Genomic DNA, 20,241 nt, shown 5'->3' with positions numbered 1-20,241 from the left:
CGTGTACACTGCAAGGTAAGAGTTTGAATTATAAGGTTAATCTTAATAAAAACTACAATCATCCAAATTTAACCCAAATCAAGCATTCATATAACAGACAAAAGGAACAATAATATGGAAATCAAGCGTCTCTCTACCATTCTCAAACTGATTGCCAACCCCGAACGCATGGCCATCCTTTTTCTGCTGCTTAACGGCGACCGCAGCATTACCGAACTGGCACAGGCACTCGACTCCTCCCCGACCGGCATCGCCAACCACCTCGCACGCCTGCGCACCGAAGGCATCATCGATTTCACGCGCTACCACCGCATCATCGAATACCGCCTCATCTCCGAAGAAGCCACCACCATCCTCAATACCCTGCGCACGCTCAAAGACCAAGCCGAATAAACAAATTATTCCACATCACAACAACAAGGCCGTCTGAAACATCAGCTTTCAGACGGCCTGCCACTATCAGCCCATATCGAAAAATAAACCAATCCGCTATACAATACCGCCCATGCCCACAGGCGCAATCCGCCGCCCTCCCACCCAACAGCACACACGGAAACATCATGAAAATCGCCACTTGGAACGTCAATTCCCTCAACGTCCGCCTGCCCCAAGTACAAAACTGGCTGGCCGACCACCAAGCCGACATACTCGCCTTACAAGAACTCAAACTCGACCAAGACAAATTCCCGGCCGCCGCCCTACAAATGATGGGCTGGCACTGCGTCTGGAGCGGCCAAAAAACCTACAACGGCGTCGCCATCATCAGCCGCCACGAGCTGCAAGACGTACATTGCGGCCTGCCCACCCTTCCCGACGACCCACAACGCCGCGTCATCGCCGCCACTATCAACGGCGTGCGTGTCATCAACGTCTATTGCGTCAACGGCGAAGCCCTAGACAGCCCAAAATTCCAATACAAAGAACAATGGTTTGCCGCATTGACTGAGTTCGTCCGCGCCGAAATGGCCGCACATCCTAAACTCGTCCTGCTCGGCGACTTCAACATCGCCCCGGCCGATGCCGACTGCTACGACCCCGAAAAATGGCACGAAAAAATCCATTGCTCCTCCATCGAAAGACAATGGTTTAAAAACCTGCTAGACCTCGGCCTGACCGACAGCCTGCGCAAAGTCCACCCCGAAGGTGCGTTCTACACCTGGTTCGACTACCGCGGCGCCATGTTCCAACGCAAACTCGGCCTGCGCATCGACCACATCCTCAGCAGCCCCGAACTCGCCGCCACCCTTACCGACGTCACCGTCGACCTAGAAACCCGCGCCCAAGAACGCCCCAGCGACCATGCGCCGGTTATTGCCGAGTTTGACTGTTAGATTTTGAGTGAATAAACAATAAGGCCGCCTGAAAACTGAATTTCAGACGGCCTTGGTATTGTGCACAATAAAATATAGATTGAATTCTCAAATCTATTTGTTTTTGAGATTACAATAAGAACAAAGTTTGAAAATTTAGGAGTACATATGTTACTAGATATTAATGAGGATTTTAAATTAGTCTATGATCTTTCTATTGAAATAGAAAGAGATCCAAGCTTTATGCATCTGGTTCAACAAGTAACCCTAGACCCCAATAAGCCGCATGTTGGTTTAAAAGGGAATTTAGGGTTATATGGATCTGAACTCTGGTGGGAAAATATAAAAAACAAAGTGATGAAAACAAATATTATTAGAGGAGTAATAAAAAGATGCTATAACGCAGGCCAAGATAGCCAAGACTCAGTTAATTCATTCGAACTGATATTGCCTGATGGCCGAACATGGAATGAAAGTATCTATACAAATAACAGAAAAGATATTACCCTTTTTAAAATTGGTCATGAAGTTATTATATTTTATGCACATGATGAAATAAAACCATCTAATGGTATTAATGAACAAATAAGATATGCTGATACAGTTATTGAAATGGCTATATCAAAAAATGTTGTTATGGGCTACGCTGATAAATCTAGGTTTGTAAGATTTTTAATGTCTTTACGTCTATTGAAAACCAAAATATGAAAAAAGGTCGTCTGTTAATATTCAGACGACCTTCTTATTTTTACCTTTCAGACGGCCTTTAATATCACCCATCAACCCAACGTTACCATCTCAATCTGCTCCATACTTCTACCCAAGAAGCGTTCGCCGATGGTGCGGAAGCGCAGTGGAATATCGCTGACGTAGAAGCGGTAATCCGGGTTGTCGTTTTCTGTATTCAGCAAACCTGCTTGCGCCAAGGCTTTGGCGGTGGCTTCGGCGGTGGTGATGGCGGAATCGACCAAGGTGACGTTTTGTGCTTCGCGGCCGATAAGCGGTTTGAGCAGTGGGAAGTGGGTACAACCCAACACCAGCGTGTCGATGTCGTCGGCCAAGAGCGGCTTCAGGTATTCGCGCACGGTCAGGCGGGTGACTTCGTGATCGAGCCAGCCTTCTTCCACCAATGGCACAAGCAGGGGCGCTGCTTGTGTGCGTACTAGCGTGTCGTTGTTTTTTGAATGGATGGCGCGCGCGTAGGCATTGCTGTTGACAGTGGTATTGGTCGCGATAATGCCGATTCGGTTGTTTTTGGTGGTTTGCAGAGCGGCTTCCGCACCTGCGGAGATGACGTCCAATACGGGCATATTGCCCGCTTTTTGACGGATTTTCTGTCCGGCAACGGCGGCGATGGTGTTGCACGCGATAACCAGTGCTTTGACATCGTTTTCCAGCAGGAAATCGACAATCTGCATGGCAAAGGTTTCAATGGTGGCGCGGGATTTGGTGCCATAGGGAACGCGTGCGGTATCGCCGAAATAGATGATGTTTTCCATCGGCAGGCGTTCCATCAGGGCGCGGACGTTGGTCAAGCCGCCGACGCCGGAATCGAATACGCCGATGGGGCGTTGTTTGCTGGTACTCATGGTTAATTTCTTCAATATAGTGTTGAGGCCGTCTGAAACCGTTTTTCAGACGGCCTGAAGGTTAAACATATTCTTTTTTATCGTTTTCCATCCAAGCCTGATGCGAGCAAATCCACAACAGCACGATACCGCACACGGTCGAGCTCAACATCATACCGGCCATTACCAAGGCAGAACCATTATGCAACCAAGTCGTTGCCATGCCGACCGATGCGCCGATAAGGGATTGGAACACGCCCAAGACGGCATTTGCACTACCGCCCTCTGCGCTGAAATAGCTCATAAAGCAGGCCTGAGTGTTCGCACCGACCAAGCCTTGCGTACCGACTGAAAACATCACACATGGCACTAAAGCCCACAAAGGCGGCAGAGACAGTGACAACACCAAAACCGTCATCAACAGATTGGCGGCGAATTGGACGATAATGCCCCATTTGAGGATATTTTGCGGATGCGTACCGGTTTTCAAACGCCATGCGGTAACGCGGTTAAACGACATCATGGTAATGATATTAAGCGCAAATATCCAAGCATATTGGTTTGGTGAAACATGATACAGGTGTTGGTACACGAACGACGATTCGGTCAAAAAGGCAAACATCGAACCGAAACTGAAAGCTTGGAAAAACAGATAGCCCATTGCGGCGCGCGTTCTCAAAACACGTTTAAACCTGCCTGCCACCACGCCGAACACGTCCATGCTGATTTTGCCTTTTTGGTGCGGCTTGGGCAGGAAATACCACATCAAACCCCAAAGCAGCAGCGAATAACAGGCCAGAAAGCCGAAAATCATGCGCCAGCCGCCCAAATTCTGCAAGCCTGCACCAATCATCGGCGCCATCAGCGGCACAATCATCAGAATGATGCCGATTAAGGCAAACATCTGCGCGGCTTTGCGTCCGGAATAATAATCGCGCACCATCGCACCGGAAATCACCACGGTCATCCCCGCGCCAAACGCCTGCACGGCACGCAAGTTCAACAGCTGCTCGACATTATTCACCATCGTCAAACCGACAACGGCGGCAAAGTAAATGCTCAAGCCCACCAAGGCGACAGGTTTGCGGCCTTTAATATCCGAAATCGAACCGCCAACCACCTGACCAAACGCCACGCCAAACATAAAAAAGCTCAGGCTTTGCTCAATACGGTGGATGTCTGAACCCAGCGACTTCGCCATTTCGGGAATCGCAGGCAGATAAGCATCGACAGAAAACGGCATCAGCGCGACTAACATCGCCATCAGCACGGCCATGGTTTTTTCACCCAAAGGGGCTTGTTGTGCAGTCATTCCGACTTTCGCTTTCGTAAAAAATATTCAAAAAACAAAGAAAACAACCGCCTTGTCAGACGGTTGCAGATTGGATGAAATTATAGCAGATTTCAACCTTGTCCAATCACTGCAAAAAAACCTTTGCAAAACTTAAGGCCGTCTGAAACTTTGCTTGGTTGAACCCCCTCGCCGCAAACGTTAAAATGCTTGTTTTTTAAGACAACAAATTGTTTCACATCACGGATTCTAAGGAATAATCATGACTACATTTCAAATCGCGCGTGCCGACGGGAAAACGCTCGAAATCCAAGGCAAAATGGCCAACCGCCACGGCTTGATCGCCGGTGCGACCGGTACGGGTAAAACCGTTACCCTGCGCCGTATGGCGGAAGCCTTCAGTAGCGAAGGCGTCCCTGTATTCTTGGTCGATGTCAAAGGCGATTTGTCGGGCATCGCACAAGCTGGTGCCAATAGCGGCAAAGTGGGCGAACGCATCGCCGAGTTTGATTTGGGCGAGCAATGGCTGCAAAATTTCCCCGTGCGCTTTTGGGATGTTTACGGCGAAACCGGTATTCCCGTACGCGTAACCGTTTCAGAAATGGGCCCTATGCTTTTGGCCCGCCTGATGAATCTGAACGACACGCAAGAAGGCTTGCTGAACCTTGTGTTCAAAGTTGCCGACGACAGAGGCTGGCACATTTTGGACTTGAAAGATCTGCGCAGCATGTTGAAACACGTTTCCGACCACGCTTCGGAATACCGCACGCAATACGGCAACGTTTCTGCCGCCAGTATCGGCGCGATTCAACGCCAACTGCTGACTTTAGAAAACGAAGGCGCAGAAAAATTCTTCGGCGAACCTTCCCTCAACCTGCAAGACTGGATGCAAACCGACAACGGCAAAGGCATCATCAACATTCTTAATTCCGAAAAACTGATGCGCTCTCCGCGTATGTACAGCGCGTTTTTGCTGTGGATGCTGGCGGAGTTGTTTGAAACCCTGCCCGAAGTCGGCGATTTGGACAAACCGAAATTCGTGATGTTCTTCGACGAAGCGCATTTAATGTTCGACAATGCCGCCAATGCACTGATCGAACAAATCGAACAAGTCGTGCGCCTGATTCGTTCCAAAGGCGTAGGCGTATATTTCGTCACCCAAAACCCGCTCGACTTGCCCGATACCATTCTCGGCCAACTGGGTAACCGTGTACAACATGCCCTGCGCGCCTTCACACCGCGTGACCAAAAAGCAGTCAAAGCCGCTGCCGAAACCTTCCGCAGCAACCCAAACATTAAAGTTGCCGAAGCGATTGCCGAACTCGGCGTCGGCGAAGCCCTCGTTTCCTTCCTTGATGAAAAAGGTATGCCCGAGCCGGTAGAACGCGCTCTCATCCTGCCGCCGCAATCTTCCTTAACCCCGCTTGCCGCAGAGGAACGCAACCGCTTGTTCCAAAACGACGATTTGTATCCAACCTACAAAGACATGGTGGACAACTACTCCGCTTTTGAAGCATTGGCCGAAGCAGACAGCCAGGTTGCCGCTGAAAAAGAAGCCACAAATGCCGCCAAAGAGCAGGAAAAAGCGCAAAAAGCTGCAGAAAAAGAAGCTGCCAATGCCGATCCCGGCATCCTCGGCGGACTGATCGGCGGCTTGAGCGGCGGACGCAAAAAATCCGGCCAAGGTTTGGGCTACAACGTTGCCGACGCCATCGGCAGCCAAATCAACCGCCAAGTAACCAACGCCATTTCCCGCAGCGTGATGGGCATTATTAAAAATATGTTCAAATAATCAGCCTGAAAATATAAAAGGCCGTCCGAAAATCAATTTCAGACGGCCTTTTTATTCATCAATCCAATCAGTTTTTCATCGATTGAACCGGAGCCGGGATTCTACCGCCTCGGTTGACGAACACTTCGCATGAGCCTTCTTTAACCGGCATCACGGGCGCGTAGCCCAACAGGCCACCGAACTCAACGCTGTCGCCGACGGTTTTGCCGGTTACCGGAATAATGCGCACGGCAGTGGTTTTGCTGTTGATCATGCCGATGGCGGCTTCGTCGGCGATGATGCCGGAAATGGTATGAGCAGGCGTATCGCCGGGAACGGCAATCATGTCCAAACCAACGGAGCAGACAGCGGTCATGGCTTCGAGTTTGTCCAGCGTCAGCACACCAGCTTCGGCGGCGGCAATCATGCCTTCATCTTCGGAAACGGGGATAAACGCGCCGCTCAAACCGCCGACCGCGCTGGAAGCCATCATGCCGCCTTTTTTCACGGCATCATTCAGCAAGGCCAAAGCTGCTGTCGTGCCGTGCGTACCGCAGATGCTCAAACCCATTTCTTCAAGGATGCGCGCCACCGAGTCGCCGACGGCAGGAGTTGGTGCCAATGACAAGTCGAGAATACCAAACGGGATATTCAGCATTTTTGAGGCTTCGCGGCCGATAAGTTCGCCCACGCGGGTAATTTTGAAAGCAGTTTTCTTCACGACTTCCGCAACTTCGGTCAATGTCGTTGCATCTGAATTTTCCAACGCGGCTTTTACGACACCCGGGCCGGATACGCCGACATTGATAACAGCATCCGCTTCGCCCGAACCGTGAAACGCGCCCGCCATAAACGGATTGTCTTCCACCGCGTTGCAGAACACGACAATTTTAGCGCAGCCGAAACCTTCAGGCGTGATTTCAGCCGTACGTTTGATGGTTTCACCTGCCAGCTTGACTGCATCCATATTGATACCGGCACGCGTGCTGCCGATATTGATGGAGCTGCACACGATATCGGTAGTCTTCATGGCTTCGGGAATGGAACGGATCAGCACCTCATCCGAAAGCGACATACCTTTTTGCACCAACGCGGAAAAGCCGCCGATAAAAGACACGCCTATCGCTTTGGCAGCTTTATCCAAAGTTTGCGCCACGCTGACGTAAGAATCAGCATGGGTGGCCGCGGCGATTTGGGCAATCGGCGTAACGGAAATGCGCTGATTCACAATCGGCACGCCGTATTTGGCAGACAGATATTTTGCCGTTGCTACCAAGTCTTTGCCGACTGTAGTGATTTTGTTGTAAATATTTTGGTTCAACACATTGATATCGCTGCTGATGCAGTCGTGCAAATCAATGCCGATGGTAATAGTGCGCACGTCAAAATTCTGGTCGGCCACCATTTTGACAGTTTCTAAAATCTCGCCGGATTGAATACTCATGGCTCTTCCTCCGACTTAAATACGGTGCATGGCTTGGAAAATTTCTTCGTTTTGCATACGGATATCAAGCGCAAGTTTTTTGCTCTCTTCCGCAAACAAATCCAAAACCTCTTGACGCGATTTGGTGCATTTTGAAGTATCCACCAAAATAATCATGGTAAAAAAATCATCCATCAGCTGTTGGCTGATGTTGAGAATATTGATTTGGTTTTCCGCTAAAATTTTGGAAACGTCGTACACAATGCCCACACGGTCTTTACCGATGACGGTGATGACTGAATTGTTCATAACGCTGTTTCTCCTCATAGGATATTTGAAAAGTGTTGACAATTATAACACTCAGGCCGTCTGAAAAACTGTTTCAGACGGCCTGAGTATTCAAATTTTAATTATCGCCCTGCTTTCAAAGCCTGCCACAGGCGAACGCTGAGTTTGCTCGCATCGGTTGACTTGGGAGAGACGATGAAGCTTTTTTCCATCAATTCTTTACTTGGGAAAATCGATTCGTCAGAGGTATATTTTTCATCCATCAAATCACGCGCCGGACGGCTGGCCGGAGCATAAGTCACATAGTTGCCGTTTTTAGCCGCTGTTTCCGGATTGAGCGTGTGATTGATGTATTTGTGTGCATTGGTCACATTTTGCGCATCACGCGGAATCATCAGCGAATCCACCCAAATACCGACGCCGCTTTTCGGCGCCAATACTTCAACTTCGACGCCGTTTCCGGCTTCTTTGGCACGGGTTTTGGCAATATTGAGGTCGCCGCCGTAGCCTACCGATACGCAAAGATTACCGGCAGCCATATCGTCGATATAGCCGGACGAGGTAAAGCGTTTGATGTCGGGACGCACTTTTTTCATCATATCGACAGCAGCTTTGATGTCATCAGGGTTTTCGCTGTTCGGGTCTTTGCCCAAATAATGCAAAGCCAAAGGAATCTGCTCGATCGCGCTGTCAAAATAGCTGATGCCGCAGGATTTCAGTTTTTGGGTGTATTCAGGGTTAAACACCAACTCCCATTCGTTTTCAGGCAGTTTGTCCGCACCCAAAGCCTTTTGAACCTGCTGCTTGTTAATCGCCAGCGTATTGATGCCCCAGAAATAAGGGACTGCATATTCGTTGCCCGGATCGACGGTTTCCATCATTTTCAGCAAATCAGGATCGATGTTGGCGTAATCGGGAATTTGCGATTTGTCGATTTTTTGATACGCGCCGGCTTTAATCTGGCGGCCGACATTGGCAATAGACGGAGCAACCAGATCATAACCCGACTTGCCGGTCAGCAGCTTGGCTTCCAGCGCTTCGTTGCTGTCGTAGTAATCGTAGCGGACGTTGATATTCGTATTTTTTTCAAACGCAGACAGCGTGGCCGGATCGACATAATCCGACCAGTTGTAGATATTGAGTTTATCCGTTTGAGAGGAAGAAGTTTGAGTTTGAGATGCGGAAGATTCTGCGGCGGTTCCTTGTCCGCCGCTACACGCAGTCAAGACGAGGCTCAAGATTGCCGCCGCCATCAAAGATTTTTTCATGGTTTCAGACCTTTTGTTCGGGGGGTAAAAATATTGCAGCGGTGGCGGATGCCACTTACAAAAGGGAAACTGTGGGGGCGGCCGGCATGTGTCCTTTGCCCTTGATTCAGCAAGGTTTGCATTAAACGGCAAAAAGCTTTTGAATGCAAGACCTTAAAGCAGAAAAAAATTTCATTTTTCAGACGGCCTGAAGCTATGGTTTTATTCATAAACAACATTTTTTCAGAAACGGTTTCATGCCGTCTGGAAAAAACTGTGGGCTTATTCAGACGGCCTCAAGATTTGTCAAAACCGCCCAATTTGTGGGAAAATTGCACGATTGAATTTAATGAAGGGCGACACCGTGTTAGACAGAGAAGGCTATCGCCCCAATGTCGGTATTATCCTGATTAACGAACGTAACGAAGTCTTTTGGGGCAAACGCGTACGCGAACATTCATGGCAGTTTCCGCAAGGCGGCATCAAGCCAGGCGAAAGTCCTGAGACCGCCATGTACCGCGAATTGTACGAAGAAGTCGGCCTGTTGCCGCAACACATCAAAATCGTTGGCCGTACGCGCGACTGGTTGCGTTATGACGTTCCTAGTCATTGGGTGCGCCGCGAATGGCGCGGTTCGTATCGCGGACAAAAACAGATTTGGTATCTTTTGCGTTTGGTCGGCCGCGACAGCGACGTCAACCTCCGCGCCTGCCATCATCCTGAATTCGACGGCTGGCGCTGGCACCAATACTGGGCGCCGGTTGACGAAGTCATCGATTTCAAGCGCGGCGTGTATTTGGACGCATTGACCGAACTCTCCCGTTTCTTGCGCGGCATAGAAAGCTATGAAGACTTTATCCGGCGCAATCCAATAGAAAACCTATAACCCAAACGCTTTCAGGCCGTCTGAAAGCGTTGTTTTTCATCTTTTCAGACGGCAAAACATTCAAATTATACAGAATGTGAAATCACATTTTTCAGATTCTGAAGTGATATCGGCAAAGTCTTCGGAGGCAAAAAGCAATAAAATGCAAGTAAAATCAATAACTCTACATAATATTGGACAATTCAAAGAATTAACCATTCCACTCACGCCTTTAACTGACAAAGCACCTAAGGTTACTGTTTTTATTGGGAATAATGGTTCAGGAAAAACAACAATTCTGAAATCGTTGGTTACGGCATTGAGTTGGCTGCCTGCACGTATTCGTAGCGAACGTGGGCGAGGTTTGGATATTCCTGAAGAAGTGATTATGAATAGACAGTCTTCAGGAATGGTGGTGCTGAGTATTGGAAATACCGAACAATCATTTACATGGCAGCTTAGCAAAGCTCAAAAAGGCAGAAAAAATCAGTTTTCTACTGATTTGAAAGCTATTAATGAATTGGCAGATATTCATCGCACTAATTTAACCGAAAATGAACAAGCTGATTTGCCAATATTGGCTTTTTATCCTGTTGAACGCAGTGTATTAGATATTCCATTAAAAATTAGAGAAAAACATTCTTTTGCACAGCTTAATGGTTATGATAATGCGTTGGAAATGGGCGTTGATTTTCGACGATTTTTTGAGTGGTTTCGTGAAAGAGAAGATATTGAAAATGAAGAAGATATATTTTCAGACATAGAACAAATAAGCTTAGAAATAGAACAAATAAACAATGAAATAGATGAAATGAATTTATTCATAGACAGCTCGCTTAATGCTTTCGATAAGATGGTTTCTTTACAAGAAGATATTAAAGAAAAAGAGAGAGAGCTTACTTACGCTACAAAGAATAATGAACTAGAAAAGATAGCTTATTTTTCTAGGCAGTTAACTGAATTAACAAAAGAATTTTTTAAAGCCCAATCTGATACTGATTCATTCTTGACAAAAGCTGATTCATTCTTGAAAAAAGCTGAGCCATTTAGAAAAAAAGATACTTTGAGAAAAAAAATAAATTATTTAGATATTCAATTAAAATCAGTTAAAGATGCGGTACAAAATTTTACCAATTTTAGAAATATTAGAATCCGAAGAAAACCTAAATTACGCATGATCGTAGAAAAAGATAATCTAGAATTTGAAGTTTCCCAACTCTCCCAAGGCGAAAAATCCCTAATGGCATTGGTAGGTGACATTGCTCGCCGTTTGGCAATGCTTAACCCAAGTTTGGAAAATCCTTTGAATGGACAAGGTATTGTGATTATTGACGAAGCCGATTTACACCTACATCCACAATGGCAACGCCAACTAATTGAACGATTAACCAAAACCTTTCCAAATTGTCAATTTGTATTAAGCACGCATTCGCCGCTTGTGATTAGCGATAGTAAGGATATTATTGTTTACTCATTAGAAAATGGCGAAATACGACAAGTATCATCACAATATGGGCAAGATGCAAACACAGTTTTATTGAATGTAATGGAAACAGCTATTCGCAATGAAGAAGTTACCCAAAAATTGAATCATTTATTGGAGTTAATTCAGGATAATCAATTAGACGAAGCAAAAATGAAGTTAACTGCATTACGCCAAGACCTGCCTGAAAATAATTTAGAATTAGCCAAAGCTCAACTTTTACTCAAAAAACAGGAAATCCGTCATGAGAAAAATTCGAAAAGCTAATGAGCCTGCTAGTTTTGCCGAATACAAACAACACAACCCTACTCATCAATACAAAGATTTAAATGATGAGATTGTCCGCCAAGATATTCGGCAAAAATGTACAGAAGAACAATATTATTTATGTGCTTATTGCTGCAAAGAAATTTCAGGAACAAATGTGGATACCATGAATGAGCATATTCAGCCACGCCATCATTACCCCAATTTGTCTATGGATTTCAATAATATTGTAGCAAGTTGCAATCAAAAAGGGCATTGTGATAATTCAAAAGGTTCGAAAATTCTTTCACTTACGCCTTTGATGGACGAATGTGAAACTGAATTTGAATTTAGAATAAATGGTACTGTAATTGGCAAAACAGAAAGAGCAAAAGAAGCAATTGATATTTTGCAATTAAATCATAACAAATTATGCGAATCAAGAAAGCAAGTTATTAATTCTATGCTTATAATTCACGGACTTGGAAACCCAATTGAGGTGGAAGATGAGGAGTTATTACAATCTGTTTGTGATGATATTATGCAACCTGAAAACGGAAAACTTATTGCTTTTACACCAGCCATTGTCAATGCAATTAAAATTTGGACTAATTCATAAGAAAATAGCCAAAACTCAATTTTCATTATATTAAAAATTTTTACCATAAGAAATATATTATGTCACAAGGAATATTTTACTAATTAATCGAATCTTCAAATTTCATTTTGCAAATAACATATTTATGACAAAAAAAACACAATACAGCGAATCCAGCATTACCGTCCTCAAAGGCTTGGAGCCGGTCAAAGAACGTCCCGGCATGTACACCCGTACCGACAGCCCGACCCATATCTGTCAGGAAGTGATTGATAATGCGGCGGACGAGGCGTTGGGTGGTTTCGCGACTGCAATCGACGTGCAAATTCATGAAGACGGTTCGCTTTCCGTCCGTGATAACGGCCGCGGTATTCCCGTCGGCCTGCACCCTGAAGAAGGCGTACCCGTAGTCGAACTCGTGTTCACCCGTCTGCACGCAGGCGGCAAGTTCAATAAAAAAGACGGCGGCAGCGCGTATGCCTTTTCAGGCGGTCTGCACGGCGTCGGCGTATCTGTTACCAACGCCCTTTCCACCCGCCTTGAAGTAACGGTCAAACGCGAAGGCAAAATCCACCGCATCGTCTTTTCCGGTGGCGACGTCATTGAGCCATTGACTGAAGTGGGCAAATGCGCCGTCAAAGACAGCGGCACCGAAGTGCGCGTGTGGCCGGACGGTAAATATTTTGAAAGCCCAAATTACAGCATTCCAGAACTCGAACGCCTGCTGCGCGCCAAAGCTGTATTACTGCCGGGCGTACGCGTTTCCCTGACCCGTCCGGTCAAAGGTGAAGACGAAGCATACACCCAAACCTGGCACTATCCAGACGGCCTGAAAAGCTATTTGACCGATCTGATTGCCGACGCTCAGGAAGCCGTACCTATCTTCTCTTGTGAAAACTACATTTCAGACGGCCACAACGGCGATTTCAGCATTGGCGAAGGTGCCGCGTTTGCCCTGACTTGGCTGGAGGAAGGCTCGTGTGCCAACGAAAGCTATGTCAATCTGATTCCCACCCCATTGGGCGGTACGCACGAAGCAGGCTTGAAACAAGCCGTGTTCAACGCCGTCAACAACTTCATCAATCTGCATAACCTCTTGCCGCGCGGCGTAAAAGTACAAAGCGACGACGTGTTCAGCAAAACTGCCTTCGTCCTCTCCGCCCGTGTCCTCGACCCGCAGTTCCAAGGTCAAACCAAAGACAAACTGACCAACCGCGACGCATTGAAACTTGTTGCCACCGTATCGGGTGACCCTTTGGAATTGTGGCTGAACCAAAACGTGGACTACGGCAAAAAAATCGCCGAACTCGCTATCCGTCAGGCACAAGCACGGATGCGTTCGGTTAAAAAGATTGAAAAGAAAAAAGGCAGCGGCGTCGCCGTCCTGCCCGGCAAGCTAACCGACTGCGAAAGCGAAGACATCCGCGAAAACGAACTCTTCCTTGTCGAAGGCGATTCCGCCGGCGGCTCAGCCAAACTTGCCCGCGACAAAGCCACGCAGGCCATCCTGCCCTTGCGCGGTAAAGTGCTTAACAGCTTTGAAGTCCACCCCGACCAACTCTTCGGTAACGCCGAAATCCATGATATTTCCGTCGCCATCGGTGTCGATCCGCACGGCATCAACGACAATCCCGATTTAAGCGGCCTGCGCTACGGCAAAATCGCCATCCTGTCCGATGCCGACGTGGACGGCTCGCATATTCAGGTCTTGCTGTTGACTCTGTTCTACCGCCACTTCCCCAAACTGGTTGCCGACGGACATATCTACGTCGCCCAGCCGCCGCTGTTCCGCGTTGATGTCAACGCACAAGGCAAAAGCAAGCCCGCCCGCAAATTCTACGCCCTCGACCAAAACGAACTCGACAGCATTTTGGAGCGACTGCAAAAAGAAGGCGTTAAAGAAACTGCTTATTCCATCAGCCGTTTCAAAGGCTTGGGCGAGATGAACCCCGACCAGCTCAAAGACACCACCATGCACCCCGACACCCGCCGTCTGTTGCAGGTACAAATCCCCAAAGGCGCAGATGACGAAACACACGACATCTTCGTCAAACTGATGGGCAAAGGCGAAGCCGCTGCCCGCCGAGCATGGATGGAACGCGAAGGCGATACGGCAGAATTGGATATCTAATCTATTGTTTCAATAGACTAAAGGCCGTCTGAAACTTTAAAAGTTTCAGACGGCCTTTTTTCAATCATCAGAAATTAAGATTAAACAGTATTTCAATATCCTGTTACTTACCTGTTTCTATTTTCGCAGTTTAATAGTGTCTTTAAGAAAAATAAAAAAGCACTGATATTATCAGTGCTTTTTAAATAATGGCGCGGCGGACGGGGCTCGAACCCGCGACCCCCGGCGTGACAGGCCGGTACTCTAACCAACTGAGCTACCACCGCGCATCCACTGTCAAAGACAATGAAAGGAAACTTGGTGGGTGATGACGGAGTCGAACCGCCGACATTCTGCTTGTAAGGCAGACGCTCTACCAACTGAGCTAATCACCCGATAAGCTGCCATTAAATCAAAAAATCAGGCTACGTGCAAGGTTTTTATTTAAATAAAAATATATCCCATTGAAAGAATATAGAATATTTTATTTAACCGCAAAAATTACCGTTATACCGTTCTATCAATCGAAAATCAAATGTCCTAATTTATCCGCTTTAGTATGCAGATAACGCTCATTTTCCATATTTTCGCCGACATGTAATGCAATCCGTTCGACCACATTGATGCCGGAATCTTTCAACGTTTGGATTTTTTCAGGATTATTGGTCAACAATCTGACCTCACGAATATGCAGATAATCATAAATCTGCTTAGCCAAAGTGAAGTCGCGTGCATCAACAGGAAGGCCGAGCGCTACATTGGCCTCGACCGTATCCAAGCCCTGATCTTGCAGACGATAAGCACGGATTTTGTTTATCAAACCAATGCCCCTGCCTTCTTGGCGCAAATATACGATAACACCACGCCCTTCTTTCTGAACGGCTTGCATCGCCGCTTGAAGCTGAGGGCCACAATCACATTTCACTGAAAATAAAGCATCGCCGGTCAAGCACTCAGAATGAATACGCGACAACACAGGCAGGCCGTCTGAAACATCGCCCATCGTCAATGCGACATGTTCCTGACCGCTCTCTTCTTCAAAGCCGTGCATGGTAAATTCGCCCCATTCCGTAGGCAAACGGCATGACGCGACAAACTTCAAGGCGTTACTCATTTTCCGCTTCCTCGTTTTCAGCCATGCCCAAGAGGTTTTTCAAAGGTTCCGCCAAGGCTAATGCAAGGGCAATCCAAGCCACCAATACTTCGTCAGGCGCACCGTCTTTGACATCAAACTCGGCATGTACCACACCCAAAACCGCACCGCTGGGCATACAGACAGGAACAGAAATCTGACTCAAGCCGGGATGATTGCGTTCGGCCGACAATTCACCAATTTCCTGCCAATACGCCACATTCTGACAAATATTCATCCAACCGCTTTGCGCCGTACGCACAGCCAAAAAAGCCTGTCCGGCCTGCTCGTCGATTGGAATCACATTTTCCAACGGCACGCCCCAACGGCTCAGTCGAACCAGCGACAACGCGCCATCTTTCGGAAACGCTGTATAAACCGCTGCGCTTTTCAAATGCTCGGTGCGCTCGGCAACCGAATCCAAAGCCATAAAAATCTGTTTCAGCAACCATTCATGTTCGGCATCAACATAATCCGCCAACTGCCAACCGTCTTCAGACGGCCACAAAATCGAACGCTCAACCGAAGCATTGCCCATTTTAATCACAGCCTGGGCAGTCAAATAAGCAACATGTATCTCATCCGCAGGCAACTTCAAACCTTGCGTCTGCAAAAAATCTTTAATCAATAAAGCAGGCATCTGCCCTTCCTCACCAATAGTAAAGTTGAGGCCGTCTGAAAACAAACCCTGCTTTCAGACGGCCGGAATAAATCATTATATAAGGGATAAGCCGAAAAATTCAAGCAAACAAGACTTTGCACCCCCATTAATCTTGTGTATAATCCACGGTTCAAATTAGTGCGGACGTGGCGAAATTGGTAGACGCACCAGATTTAGGTTCTGGCGCCGAGAGGTGTGAGAGTTCGAGTCTCTCCGTCCGCACCACACTCAAAATGAGCAGCTTTCGGGCTGCTTTTTTTACATCTATTCCACTATATACCCTATTCAAAATCAAAACTGCTTTTAATTTTTTGACCTTTGCAAAAAAGGGGTTTATTTGGGGTATAACAGACGTTTCCATTTTATCTTTCAGACGGCCTATCATTTATGTTGAATCCATCGCAAAAACTTGTCGAATTGGTCCGTATCCTTGAAGAACGTGCCTATATTTTTCCGGGAGATCCTGTGCAGGCGACGGAAGCGTTGCGACATATTGATGGCGGCAATGAGGAAAAACTGATACGCCGTGCTCAAATTATTGACCGCGACCAGCATTTGAAATATGTGTTGCAACAGGTGGAGACAGGCTCGTTTTGGCTTTGGATTGTTGCGGCGACGTTGTTGTTTACGGTCGGTTTTTCCAGCACTTATCTGTTGATGGACAATCAGGGGCTGAACTTTTTTCTGGTATTGGCCGGGATTTTGGGCATGAATACGGTCATGCTGCTGGTGTGGTTGGCGACTTTATTCCTGCGTTTGAAAAATGTGCACTTTATCAGCAGTCCGGCAACTTGGTTCCGAGGTAAAGACCCGGTCAATCAGGCAATTTTGCGGCTTTATGTGGATGAATGGCGCAAACCGCAAACGCGTTGGCTGATTGGTGTAACTTCACACGGCCTGTGGCTTTGTACGCTGTCGGGAATGTTGGTTTCTGTTTTGCTGCTGCTTTTGGTGCGTCAATATACGTTCAACTGGGAAAGTACGCTTTTAAGCAATACGGCATTGGTGAAAACGGTTGAGGCTTCGTCATGGCTGCCGGAATGTTTGGGCTTTCCTGTTCCCGACAGTCAGGCTGTGATTGCAGGCCGTCTGAACAATCATATCGAAGATGCTCGCGCTTGGGCGGGTTTACTCATCGGCAGCATTATCTGCTATGGCATTCTGCCGCGCTTGCTTGCTTGGCTGACTTGCAAGATTACTTTAAAAACCCTTCGCGAACGTTTGGATTTGAATCAGCCCTACTATCAAAACATCCTCCGCACATGGCAAACGAAGATTGTCGATGCCGATGATTTTCAGGAAAACATCGTTCCTGTTTCATCCAAAATTACGCTGAATAATGCGCCTAAATGGGCTGTTACACTGGAAACGGAATGGTCTGAGCCGCTTTGGTTTTCCGGCGTTTTGGCTCAAGAATGGATAGACAAAGGCGTGGCTGCCGGCAGAAAAGATTTGGAACAATTAGAAGCCGAATTGAAACAAACTCCGGCGCAACTTCTCATCGGCGTACGCACGCAAACTGTTCCCGACCGCGGCATTTTACGTCAAATCAGCCGTTTGGCCGAAGCTACGGACGGCGGCGTTATCATTCAGCTTTTGAATCAAGACAGTTTCTCTGAAGATTTGGATACCAAACTGGATTATTGGCGCGATGCGCTGGCAGAAAGAAACATTGCCTGGCTGGAGCCAACCCGTTTGGCACAAGAAAAACGGCAAAGCGCTATTTGACAGATAAACCAAAGGCCGTCTGAAAACTGATGTTTGGGTTTCAGACGGCCTTATTTATTGTTAAGGATTCATCTTAATGATGTTCGTGGCGATGCTCTTGATGATGTTTGGGCTTAGCTGCGTGGTGTTTGGCTTTAGGTGCAGTTTTTTTCATTTTTTGCGGTTTGGCTTTTTTGTACATACGCTCTTGTTTCGGATGCATTTCGTGTTTGCCGTGTGCAGAAGCGACAGGAGCCAATACCAAGCCGGCAGCCGCAACCATCAAAGAGGTCATTTGAATCAGTTTTTTCATATTTATCTTCTTTCAAGGGGTTGATTTGAGGTAAAAATAAGAATTTATTCGCACTCAAGCGATGGACAAATATTAATGGCTGTAACTGTCAGCTGCTGTCAGCATTCGGCGAAATCTGTTCAAAATTCGGCAATAGAAGTATGGCGACACAATGATGTAGCAAGGTTTTGAAAGTTTACCGTCAATTTTGACAAAACGTCTTTACACATTTCCCAAACGACAAAAAGCGCGAACCTTTCGATTCGCGCTTTTTTCAGACGGCATCAATTATTTTTTGTCGTCTTTTACTTCTTCAAAGTCGGCATCTACAACGTCGTCGTCTTTCTTAGCGGAAGACTCGGCTTGTGCGCCCTCGCCTGCTTGTGCTTCGGCTTGCGCTTGAGCGTAAACCATTTCGCCCAATTTTTGGCTGGCTGCACCCAAAGCTTCGGCTTTGGCATCGATAGCGGCTTTGTCGTCGCCTTTAACCGCTTCTTCAGCTTCTTTCAACGCAGCTTCAATTTTTTCTTTCTCGGCAGCGTCGAGTTTGTCGCCGTAGTCAGTCAGAGATTTTTTCACAGAGTGAATCAGGGCTTCGGCTTGGTTGCGGGAAGCGACCAATTCAGTCAGTTTTTTATCTTCTTCAGCGTTGGCTTCGGCATCTTTCACCATGCGTTCGATTTCCTCTTCGCTCAAACCTGAAGAACCTTGGATGGTAATGTTGGCAGCTTTACCGGTGCCTTTGTCTTTGGCAGAAACGTGCAAGATACCGTTGGCGTCGATGTCGAAAGTAACTTCAATTTGCGGCATACCGCGTGGTGCAGGTGCGATGTCGGTCAAGTTGAACTGACCCAAAGATTTGTTGGCAGAAGCGCGTTCGCGTTCGCCTTGCAGTACGTGGATGGTTACTGCGCTTTGGTTGTCTTCGGCAGTAGAGAACACTTGAGACGCTTTAGTCGGAATAGTAGTGTTCTTTTGAATCAGCTTGGTCATCACACCGCCCATGGTTTCGATACCCAAAGACAGAGGAGTTACGTCCAACAGCAATACGTCACTACGGCCGCCGCTCAATACTTCGCCTTGAATCGCTGCACCTACGGCAACAGCTTCATCAGGGTTCACGTCTTTACGAGGCTCTTTACCGAAGAAGGCTTTAACGGCTTCTTGTACTTTCGGCATACGGCTTTGACCACCGACCAAAATCACGTCGTCGATGTCGCTGGTGCTCAAGCCGGCATCTTTCAATGCGATTTTGCAAGGCTCGATAGAACGTTGGATCAAATCTTCAACCAGGCTTTCAAATTTGGCACGGGTAATTTTCATGGCCAAGTGTTTAGGACCGGTTGCGTCCATAGTGATGTATGGCAGGTTGATTTCAGTTTGCTGACCGCTGGACAATTCGATTTTGGCTTTTTCAGCAGCTTCTTTCAGACGTTGCAGAGCCATTACGTCTTGTTTCAAATCAATGCCTTGTTCTTTTTTGAACTCGTCAATGATGTAGTCGATCAAGCGTTGGTCAAAGTCTTCACCGCCCAAGAAAGTATCGCCGTTGGTAGCCAATACTTCAAATTGTTTGTCGCCGTCGAGGTTGGCGATTTCGATGATGGAGATATCGAAAGTACCACCACCCAAGTCATATACGGCTACTTTGCGGTCTTTGTTGTCGCCTTTGTCCATACCGAATGCCAAAGCGGCAGCGGTTGGTTCGTTGATGATACGTTTTACTTCCAAACCTGCGATGCGACCCGCGTCTTTAGTTGCTTGACGTTGACTGTCATTGAAGTATGCAGGAACGGTAATCACGGCTTCGGTGACTTTCTCGCCCAAGTAAGCTTCAGCGGCTTCTTTCATTTTACGCAAAACTTCTGCGGAAATTTGAGGAGGAGACAGCTCTTTACCTTGCGCTTTCACCCATGCGTCGCCGTTGCTAGCTTTGATGATTTCGAAAGGCATAGATTCGATGTCGCGTTGAACTTCTTTGTCTTCAAATTTGTGGCCGATCAAACGTTTGGCGGCGTAAATAGTGTTTTTAGCGTTGGTTACCGCTTGGCGTTTTGCAGGCGCGCCGACGAGGATTTCGCCGCCGTCCAAATAAGCGATAACGGAAGGAGTGGTGCGTGCACCTTCTGCATTTTCGATCACTTTGGTTTGACCGTTTTCAGAAATAGCCAAACAAGAGTTGGTTGTACCTAAGTCAATACCGATTACTTTTGCCATATTATGTTGCTCCTAATAAATAAACTTTTCTA

18 protein-coding genes and 3 tRNA genes are annotated in these 20,241 nt (G+C 47.2%); 10 read left to right on the top strand and 11 right to left on the bottom strand.

Annotated features, from left to right (window positions below; genetic code table 11):
* The first annotated feature begins 114 nt into the window (after nt 1–114).
* The 3 genes from KCG54_RS03230 to KCG54_RS03220 all read left to right on the top strand — a co-directional run bounded on the left by KCG54_RS03230 (nt 115) and on the right by KCG54_RS03220 (nt 2,018).
* A complete protein-coding gene (locus tag KCG54_RS03230) occupies nt 115–393 on the top strand; it encodes an ArsR/SmtB family transcription factor (protein WP_070584561.1) in 279 nt (92 codons plus the stop codon).
* A 167-nt stretch (nt 394–560) separates the two neighbouring features.
* A complete protein-coding gene (gene xth, locus KCG54_RS03225) occupies nt 561–1,331 on the top strand; it encodes an exodeoxyribonuclease III (protein ID WP_254324631.1) in 771 nt (256 codons plus the stop codon).
* 147 nt (nt 1,332–1,478) lie between these two features.
* Nucleotides 1,479–2,018, top strand: a complete 540-nt coding sequence (locus tag KCG54_RS03220; RefSeq protein WP_254324630.1) for a hypothetical protein — start codon at nt 1,479–1,481, stop codon at nt 2,016–2,018.
* Nucleotides 2,019–2,089: 71 nt separating this feature from the next.
* Here KCG54_RS03220 and murI read toward each other — a convergent pair whose 3' ends face one another.
* Both murI and KCG54_RS03210 read right to left on the bottom strand, forming a co-directional pair.
* Complete coding sequence (murI, locus tag KCG54_RS03215; protein WP_049331752.1) at nt 2,090–2,899, bottom strand: glutamate racemase; 810 nt, start codon at nt 2,897–2,899, stop codon at nt 2,090–2,092.
* A 61-nt stretch (nt 2,900–2,960) separates the two neighbouring features.
* The gene (locus KCG54_RS03210) at nt 2,961–4,190 is read right to left on the bottom strand and encodes a multidrug effflux MFS transporter (protein ID WP_254324629.1); all 1,230 of its coding nucleotides are present in this window, start codon (nt 4,188–4,190) and stop codon (nt 2,961–2,963) included.
* A gap of 241 nt (nt 4,191–4,431) precedes the next feature.
* Here KCG54_RS03210 and KCG54_RS03205 point away from each other — a divergent pair, with 241 nt between their 5' ends.
* Complete coding sequence (locus KCG54_RS03205) at nt 4,432–5,961, top strand: helicase HerA-like domain-containing protein (RefSeq protein WP_254324628.1); 1,530 nt, start codon at nt 4,432–4,434, stop codon at nt 5,959–5,961.
* A gap of 67 nt (nt 5,962–6,028) precedes the next feature.
* Here KCG54_RS03205 and KCG54_RS03200 read toward each other — a convergent pair whose 3' ends face one another.
* The 3 genes from KCG54_RS03200 to KCG54_RS03190 form a co-directional block, all read right to left on the bottom strand.
* Nucleotides 6,029–7,384, bottom strand: a complete 1,356-nt coding sequence (locus KCG54_RS03200; RefSeq protein WP_254324627.1) for a PFL family protein — start codon at nt 7,382–7,384, stop codon at nt 6,029–6,031.
* 15 nt (nt 7,385–7,399) lie between these two features.
* The gene (locus tag KCG54_RS03195; RefSeq protein WP_003680574.1) at nt 7,400–7,672 is read right to left on the bottom strand and encodes an ACT domain-containing protein; all 273 of its coding nucleotides are present in this window, start codon (nt 7,670–7,672) and stop codon (nt 7,400–7,402) included.
* Between the two features lie 101 nt (nt 7,673–7,773).
* On the bottom strand, nt 7,774–8,919 hold the full coding sequence (locus KCG54_RS03190) for a polyamine ABC transporter substrate-binding protein (protein ID WP_254324626.1): 1,146 nt from the start codon (nt 8,917–8,919) through the stop codon (nt 7,774–7,776).
* Between the two features lie 328 nt (nt 8,920–9,247).
* Between KCG54_RS03190 and KCG54_RS03185 the strand changes: the two genes are divergently transcribed.
* The 4 genes from KCG54_RS03185 to parE all read left to right on the top strand — a co-directional run bounded on the left by KCG54_RS03185 (nt 9,248) and on the right by parE (nt 14,221).
* A complete protein-coding gene (locus tag KCG54_RS03185) occupies nt 9,248–9,784 on the top strand; it encodes an RNA pyrophosphohydrolase (RefSeq protein ID WP_004520487.1) in 537 nt (178 codons plus the stop codon).
* Between the two features lie 142 nt (nt 9,785–9,926).
* The gene (locus KCG54_RS03180; RefSeq protein WP_254324625.1) at nt 9,927–11,513 is read left to right on the top strand and encodes an AAA family ATPase; all 1,587 of its coding nucleotides are present in this window, start codon (nt 9,927–9,929) and stop codon (nt 11,511–11,513) included.
* On the top strand, nt 11,491–12,111 hold the full coding sequence (locus KCG54_RS03175) for a retron system putative HNH endonuclease (protein WP_254324624.1): 621 nt from the start codon (nt 11,491–11,493) through the stop codon (nt 12,109–12,111). The genes KCG54_RS03180 and KCG54_RS03175 overlap by 23 nt, the downstream gene beginning before the upstream one ends.
* Before the next feature lie 124 nt (nt 12,112–12,235).
* A complete protein-coding gene (parE, locus tag KCG54_RS03170; RefSeq protein ID WP_254324623.1) occupies nt 12,236–14,221 on the top strand; it encodes a DNA topoisomerase IV subunit B in 1,986 nt (661 codons plus the stop codon).
* Between the two features lie 189 nt (nt 14,222–14,410).
* On the opposite strand, the gene KCG54_RS03165 is transcribed toward parE, so the two are convergent.
* The 4 genes from KCG54_RS03165 to KCG54_RS03150 form a co-directional block, all read right to left on the bottom strand.
* A tRNA-Asp gene (locus tag KCG54_RS03165) sits at nt 14,411–14,487 on the bottom strand.
* A 32-nt stretch (nt 14,488–14,519) separates the two neighbouring features.
* Nucleotides 14,520–14,595 (bottom strand) — tRNA-Val (locus KCG54_RS03160).
* A 125-nt stretch (nt 14,596–14,720) separates the two neighbouring features.
* Complete coding sequence (ribA, locus tag KCG54_RS03155; RefSeq protein WP_254324622.1) at nt 14,721–15,314, bottom strand: GTP cyclohydrolase II; 594 nt, start codon at nt 15,312–15,314, stop codon at nt 14,721–14,723.
* Complete coding sequence (locus KCG54_RS03150; protein WP_254324621.1) at nt 15,307–15,972, bottom strand: hypothetical protein; 666 nt, start codon at nt 15,970–15,972, stop codon at nt 15,307–15,309. The genes ribA and KCG54_RS03150 overlap by 8 nt, the downstream gene beginning before the upstream one ends.
* A gap of 161 nt (nt 15,973–16,133) precedes the next feature.
* On the opposite strand from KCG54_RS03150, the gene KCG54_RS03145 reads away from it, so the two are divergent.
* A tRNA-Leu gene (locus tag KCG54_RS03145) sits at nt 16,134–16,218 on the top strand.
* 162 nt (nt 16,219–16,380) lie between these two features.
* Nucleotides 16,381–17,721, top strand: a complete 1,341-nt coding sequence (locus KCG54_RS03140) for a DUF2868 domain-containing protein (RefSeq protein ID WP_254324620.1) — start codon at nt 16,381–16,383, stop codon at nt 17,719–17,721.
* A 73-nt stretch (nt 17,722–17,794) separates the two neighbouring features.
* On the opposite strand, the gene KCG54_RS03135 is transcribed toward KCG54_RS03140, so the two are convergent.
* The gene (locus tag KCG54_RS03135) at nt 17,795–18,013 is read right to left on the bottom strand and encodes a hypothetical protein (protein ID WP_254324619.1); all 219 of its coding nucleotides are present in this window, start codon (nt 18,011–18,013) and stop codon (nt 17,795–17,797) included.
* A gap of 267 nt (nt 18,014–18,280) precedes the next feature.
* On the bottom strand, nt 18,281–20,209 hold the full coding sequence (dnaK, locus tag KCG54_RS03130; RefSeq protein ID WP_254324618.1) for a molecular chaperone DnaK: 1,929 nt from the start codon (nt 20,207–20,209) through the stop codon (nt 18,281–18,283).
* Nucleotides 20,210–20,241 lie beyond the last annotated feature (32 nt).

It is taken from the genome of Neisseria subflava (genome assembly GCF_024205705.1).
GTDB classification, from domain to species: domain Bacteria; phylum Pseudomonadota; class Gammaproteobacteria; order Burkholderiales; family Neisseriaceae; genus Neisseria; species Neisseria subflava_D.
This window is presented reverse-complemented; position numbering and strand designations above follow the sequence as displayed.

What these genes read in the sequence shown, in the direction of transcription:
- KCG54_RS03230 (WP_070584561.1), top strand. Translation starts at nt 115, where the DNA reads ATGGAAATCAAGCGTCTCTCTACCATTCTCAAACTGATTGCCAACCCC.
- xth (WP_254324631.1), top strand. Translation starts at nt 561, where the DNA reads ATGAAAATCGCCACTTGGAACGTCAATTCCCTCAACGTCCGCCTGCCC.
- KCG54_RS03220 (WP_254324630.1), top strand. Translation starts at nt 1,479, where the DNA reads ATGTTACTAGATATTAATGAGGATTTTAAATTAGTCTATGATCTTTCT.
- murI (WP_049331752.1), bottom strand. Translation starts at nt 2,899, where the DNA reads ATGAGTACCAGCAAACAACGCCCCATCGGCGTATTCGATTCCGGCGTC.
- KCG54_RS03210 (WP_254324629.1), bottom strand. Translation starts at nt 4,190, where the DNA reads ATGACTGCACAACAAGCCCCTTTGGGTGAAAAAACCATGGCCGTGCTG.
- KCG54_RS03205 (WP_254324628.1), top strand. Translation starts at nt 4,432, where the DNA reads ATGACTACATTTCAAATCGCGCGTGCCGACGGGAAAACGCTCGAAATC.
- KCG54_RS03200 (WP_254324627.1), bottom strand. Translation starts at nt 7,384, where the DNA reads ATGAGTATTCAATCCGGCGAGATTTTAGAAACTGTCAAAATGGTGGCC.
- KCG54_RS03195 (WP_003680574.1), bottom strand. Translation starts at nt 7,672, where the DNA reads ATGAACAATTCAGTCATCACCGTCATCGGTAAAGACCGTGTGGGCATT.
- KCG54_RS03190 (WP_254324626.1), bottom strand. Translation starts at nt 8,919, where the DNA reads ATGAAAAAATCTTTGATGGCGGCGGCAATCTTGAGCCTCGTCTTGACT.
- KCG54_RS03185 (WP_004520487.1), top strand. Translation starts at nt 9,248, where the DNA reads ATGAAGGGCGACACCGTGTTAGACAGAGAAGGCTATCGCCCCAATGTC.
- KCG54_RS03180 (WP_254324625.1), top strand. Translation starts at nt 9,927, where the DNA reads ATGCAAGTAAAATCAATAACTCTACATAATATTGGACAATTCAAAGAA.
- KCG54_RS03175 (WP_254324624.1), top strand. Translation starts at nt 11,491, where the DNA reads ATGAGAAAAATTCGAAAAGCTAATGAGCCTGCTAGTTTTGCCGAATAC.
- parE (WP_254324623.1), top strand. Translation starts at nt 12,236, where the DNA reads ATGACAAAAAAAACACAATACAGCGAATCCAGCATTACCGTCCTCAAA.
- ribA (WP_254324622.1), bottom strand. Translation starts at nt 15,314, where the DNA reads ATGAGTAACGCCTTGAAGTTTGTCGCGTCATGCCGTTTGCCTACGGAA.
- KCG54_RS03150 (WP_254324621.1), bottom strand. Translation starts at nt 15,972, where the DNA reads ATGCCTGCTTTATTGATTAAAGATTTTTTGCAGACGCAAGGTTTGAAG.
- KCG54_RS03140 (WP_254324620.1), top strand. Translation starts at nt 16,381, where the DNA reads ATGTTGAATCCATCGCAAAAACTTGTCGAATTGGTCCGTATCCTTGAA.
- KCG54_RS03135 (WP_254324619.1), bottom strand. Translation starts at nt 18,013, where the DNA reads ATGAAAAAACTGATTCAAATGACCTCTTTGATGGTTGCGGCTGCCGGC.
- dnaK (WP_254324618.1), bottom strand. Translation starts at nt 20,209, where the DNA reads ATGGCAAAAGTAATCGGTATTGACTTAGGTACAACCAACTCTTGTTTG.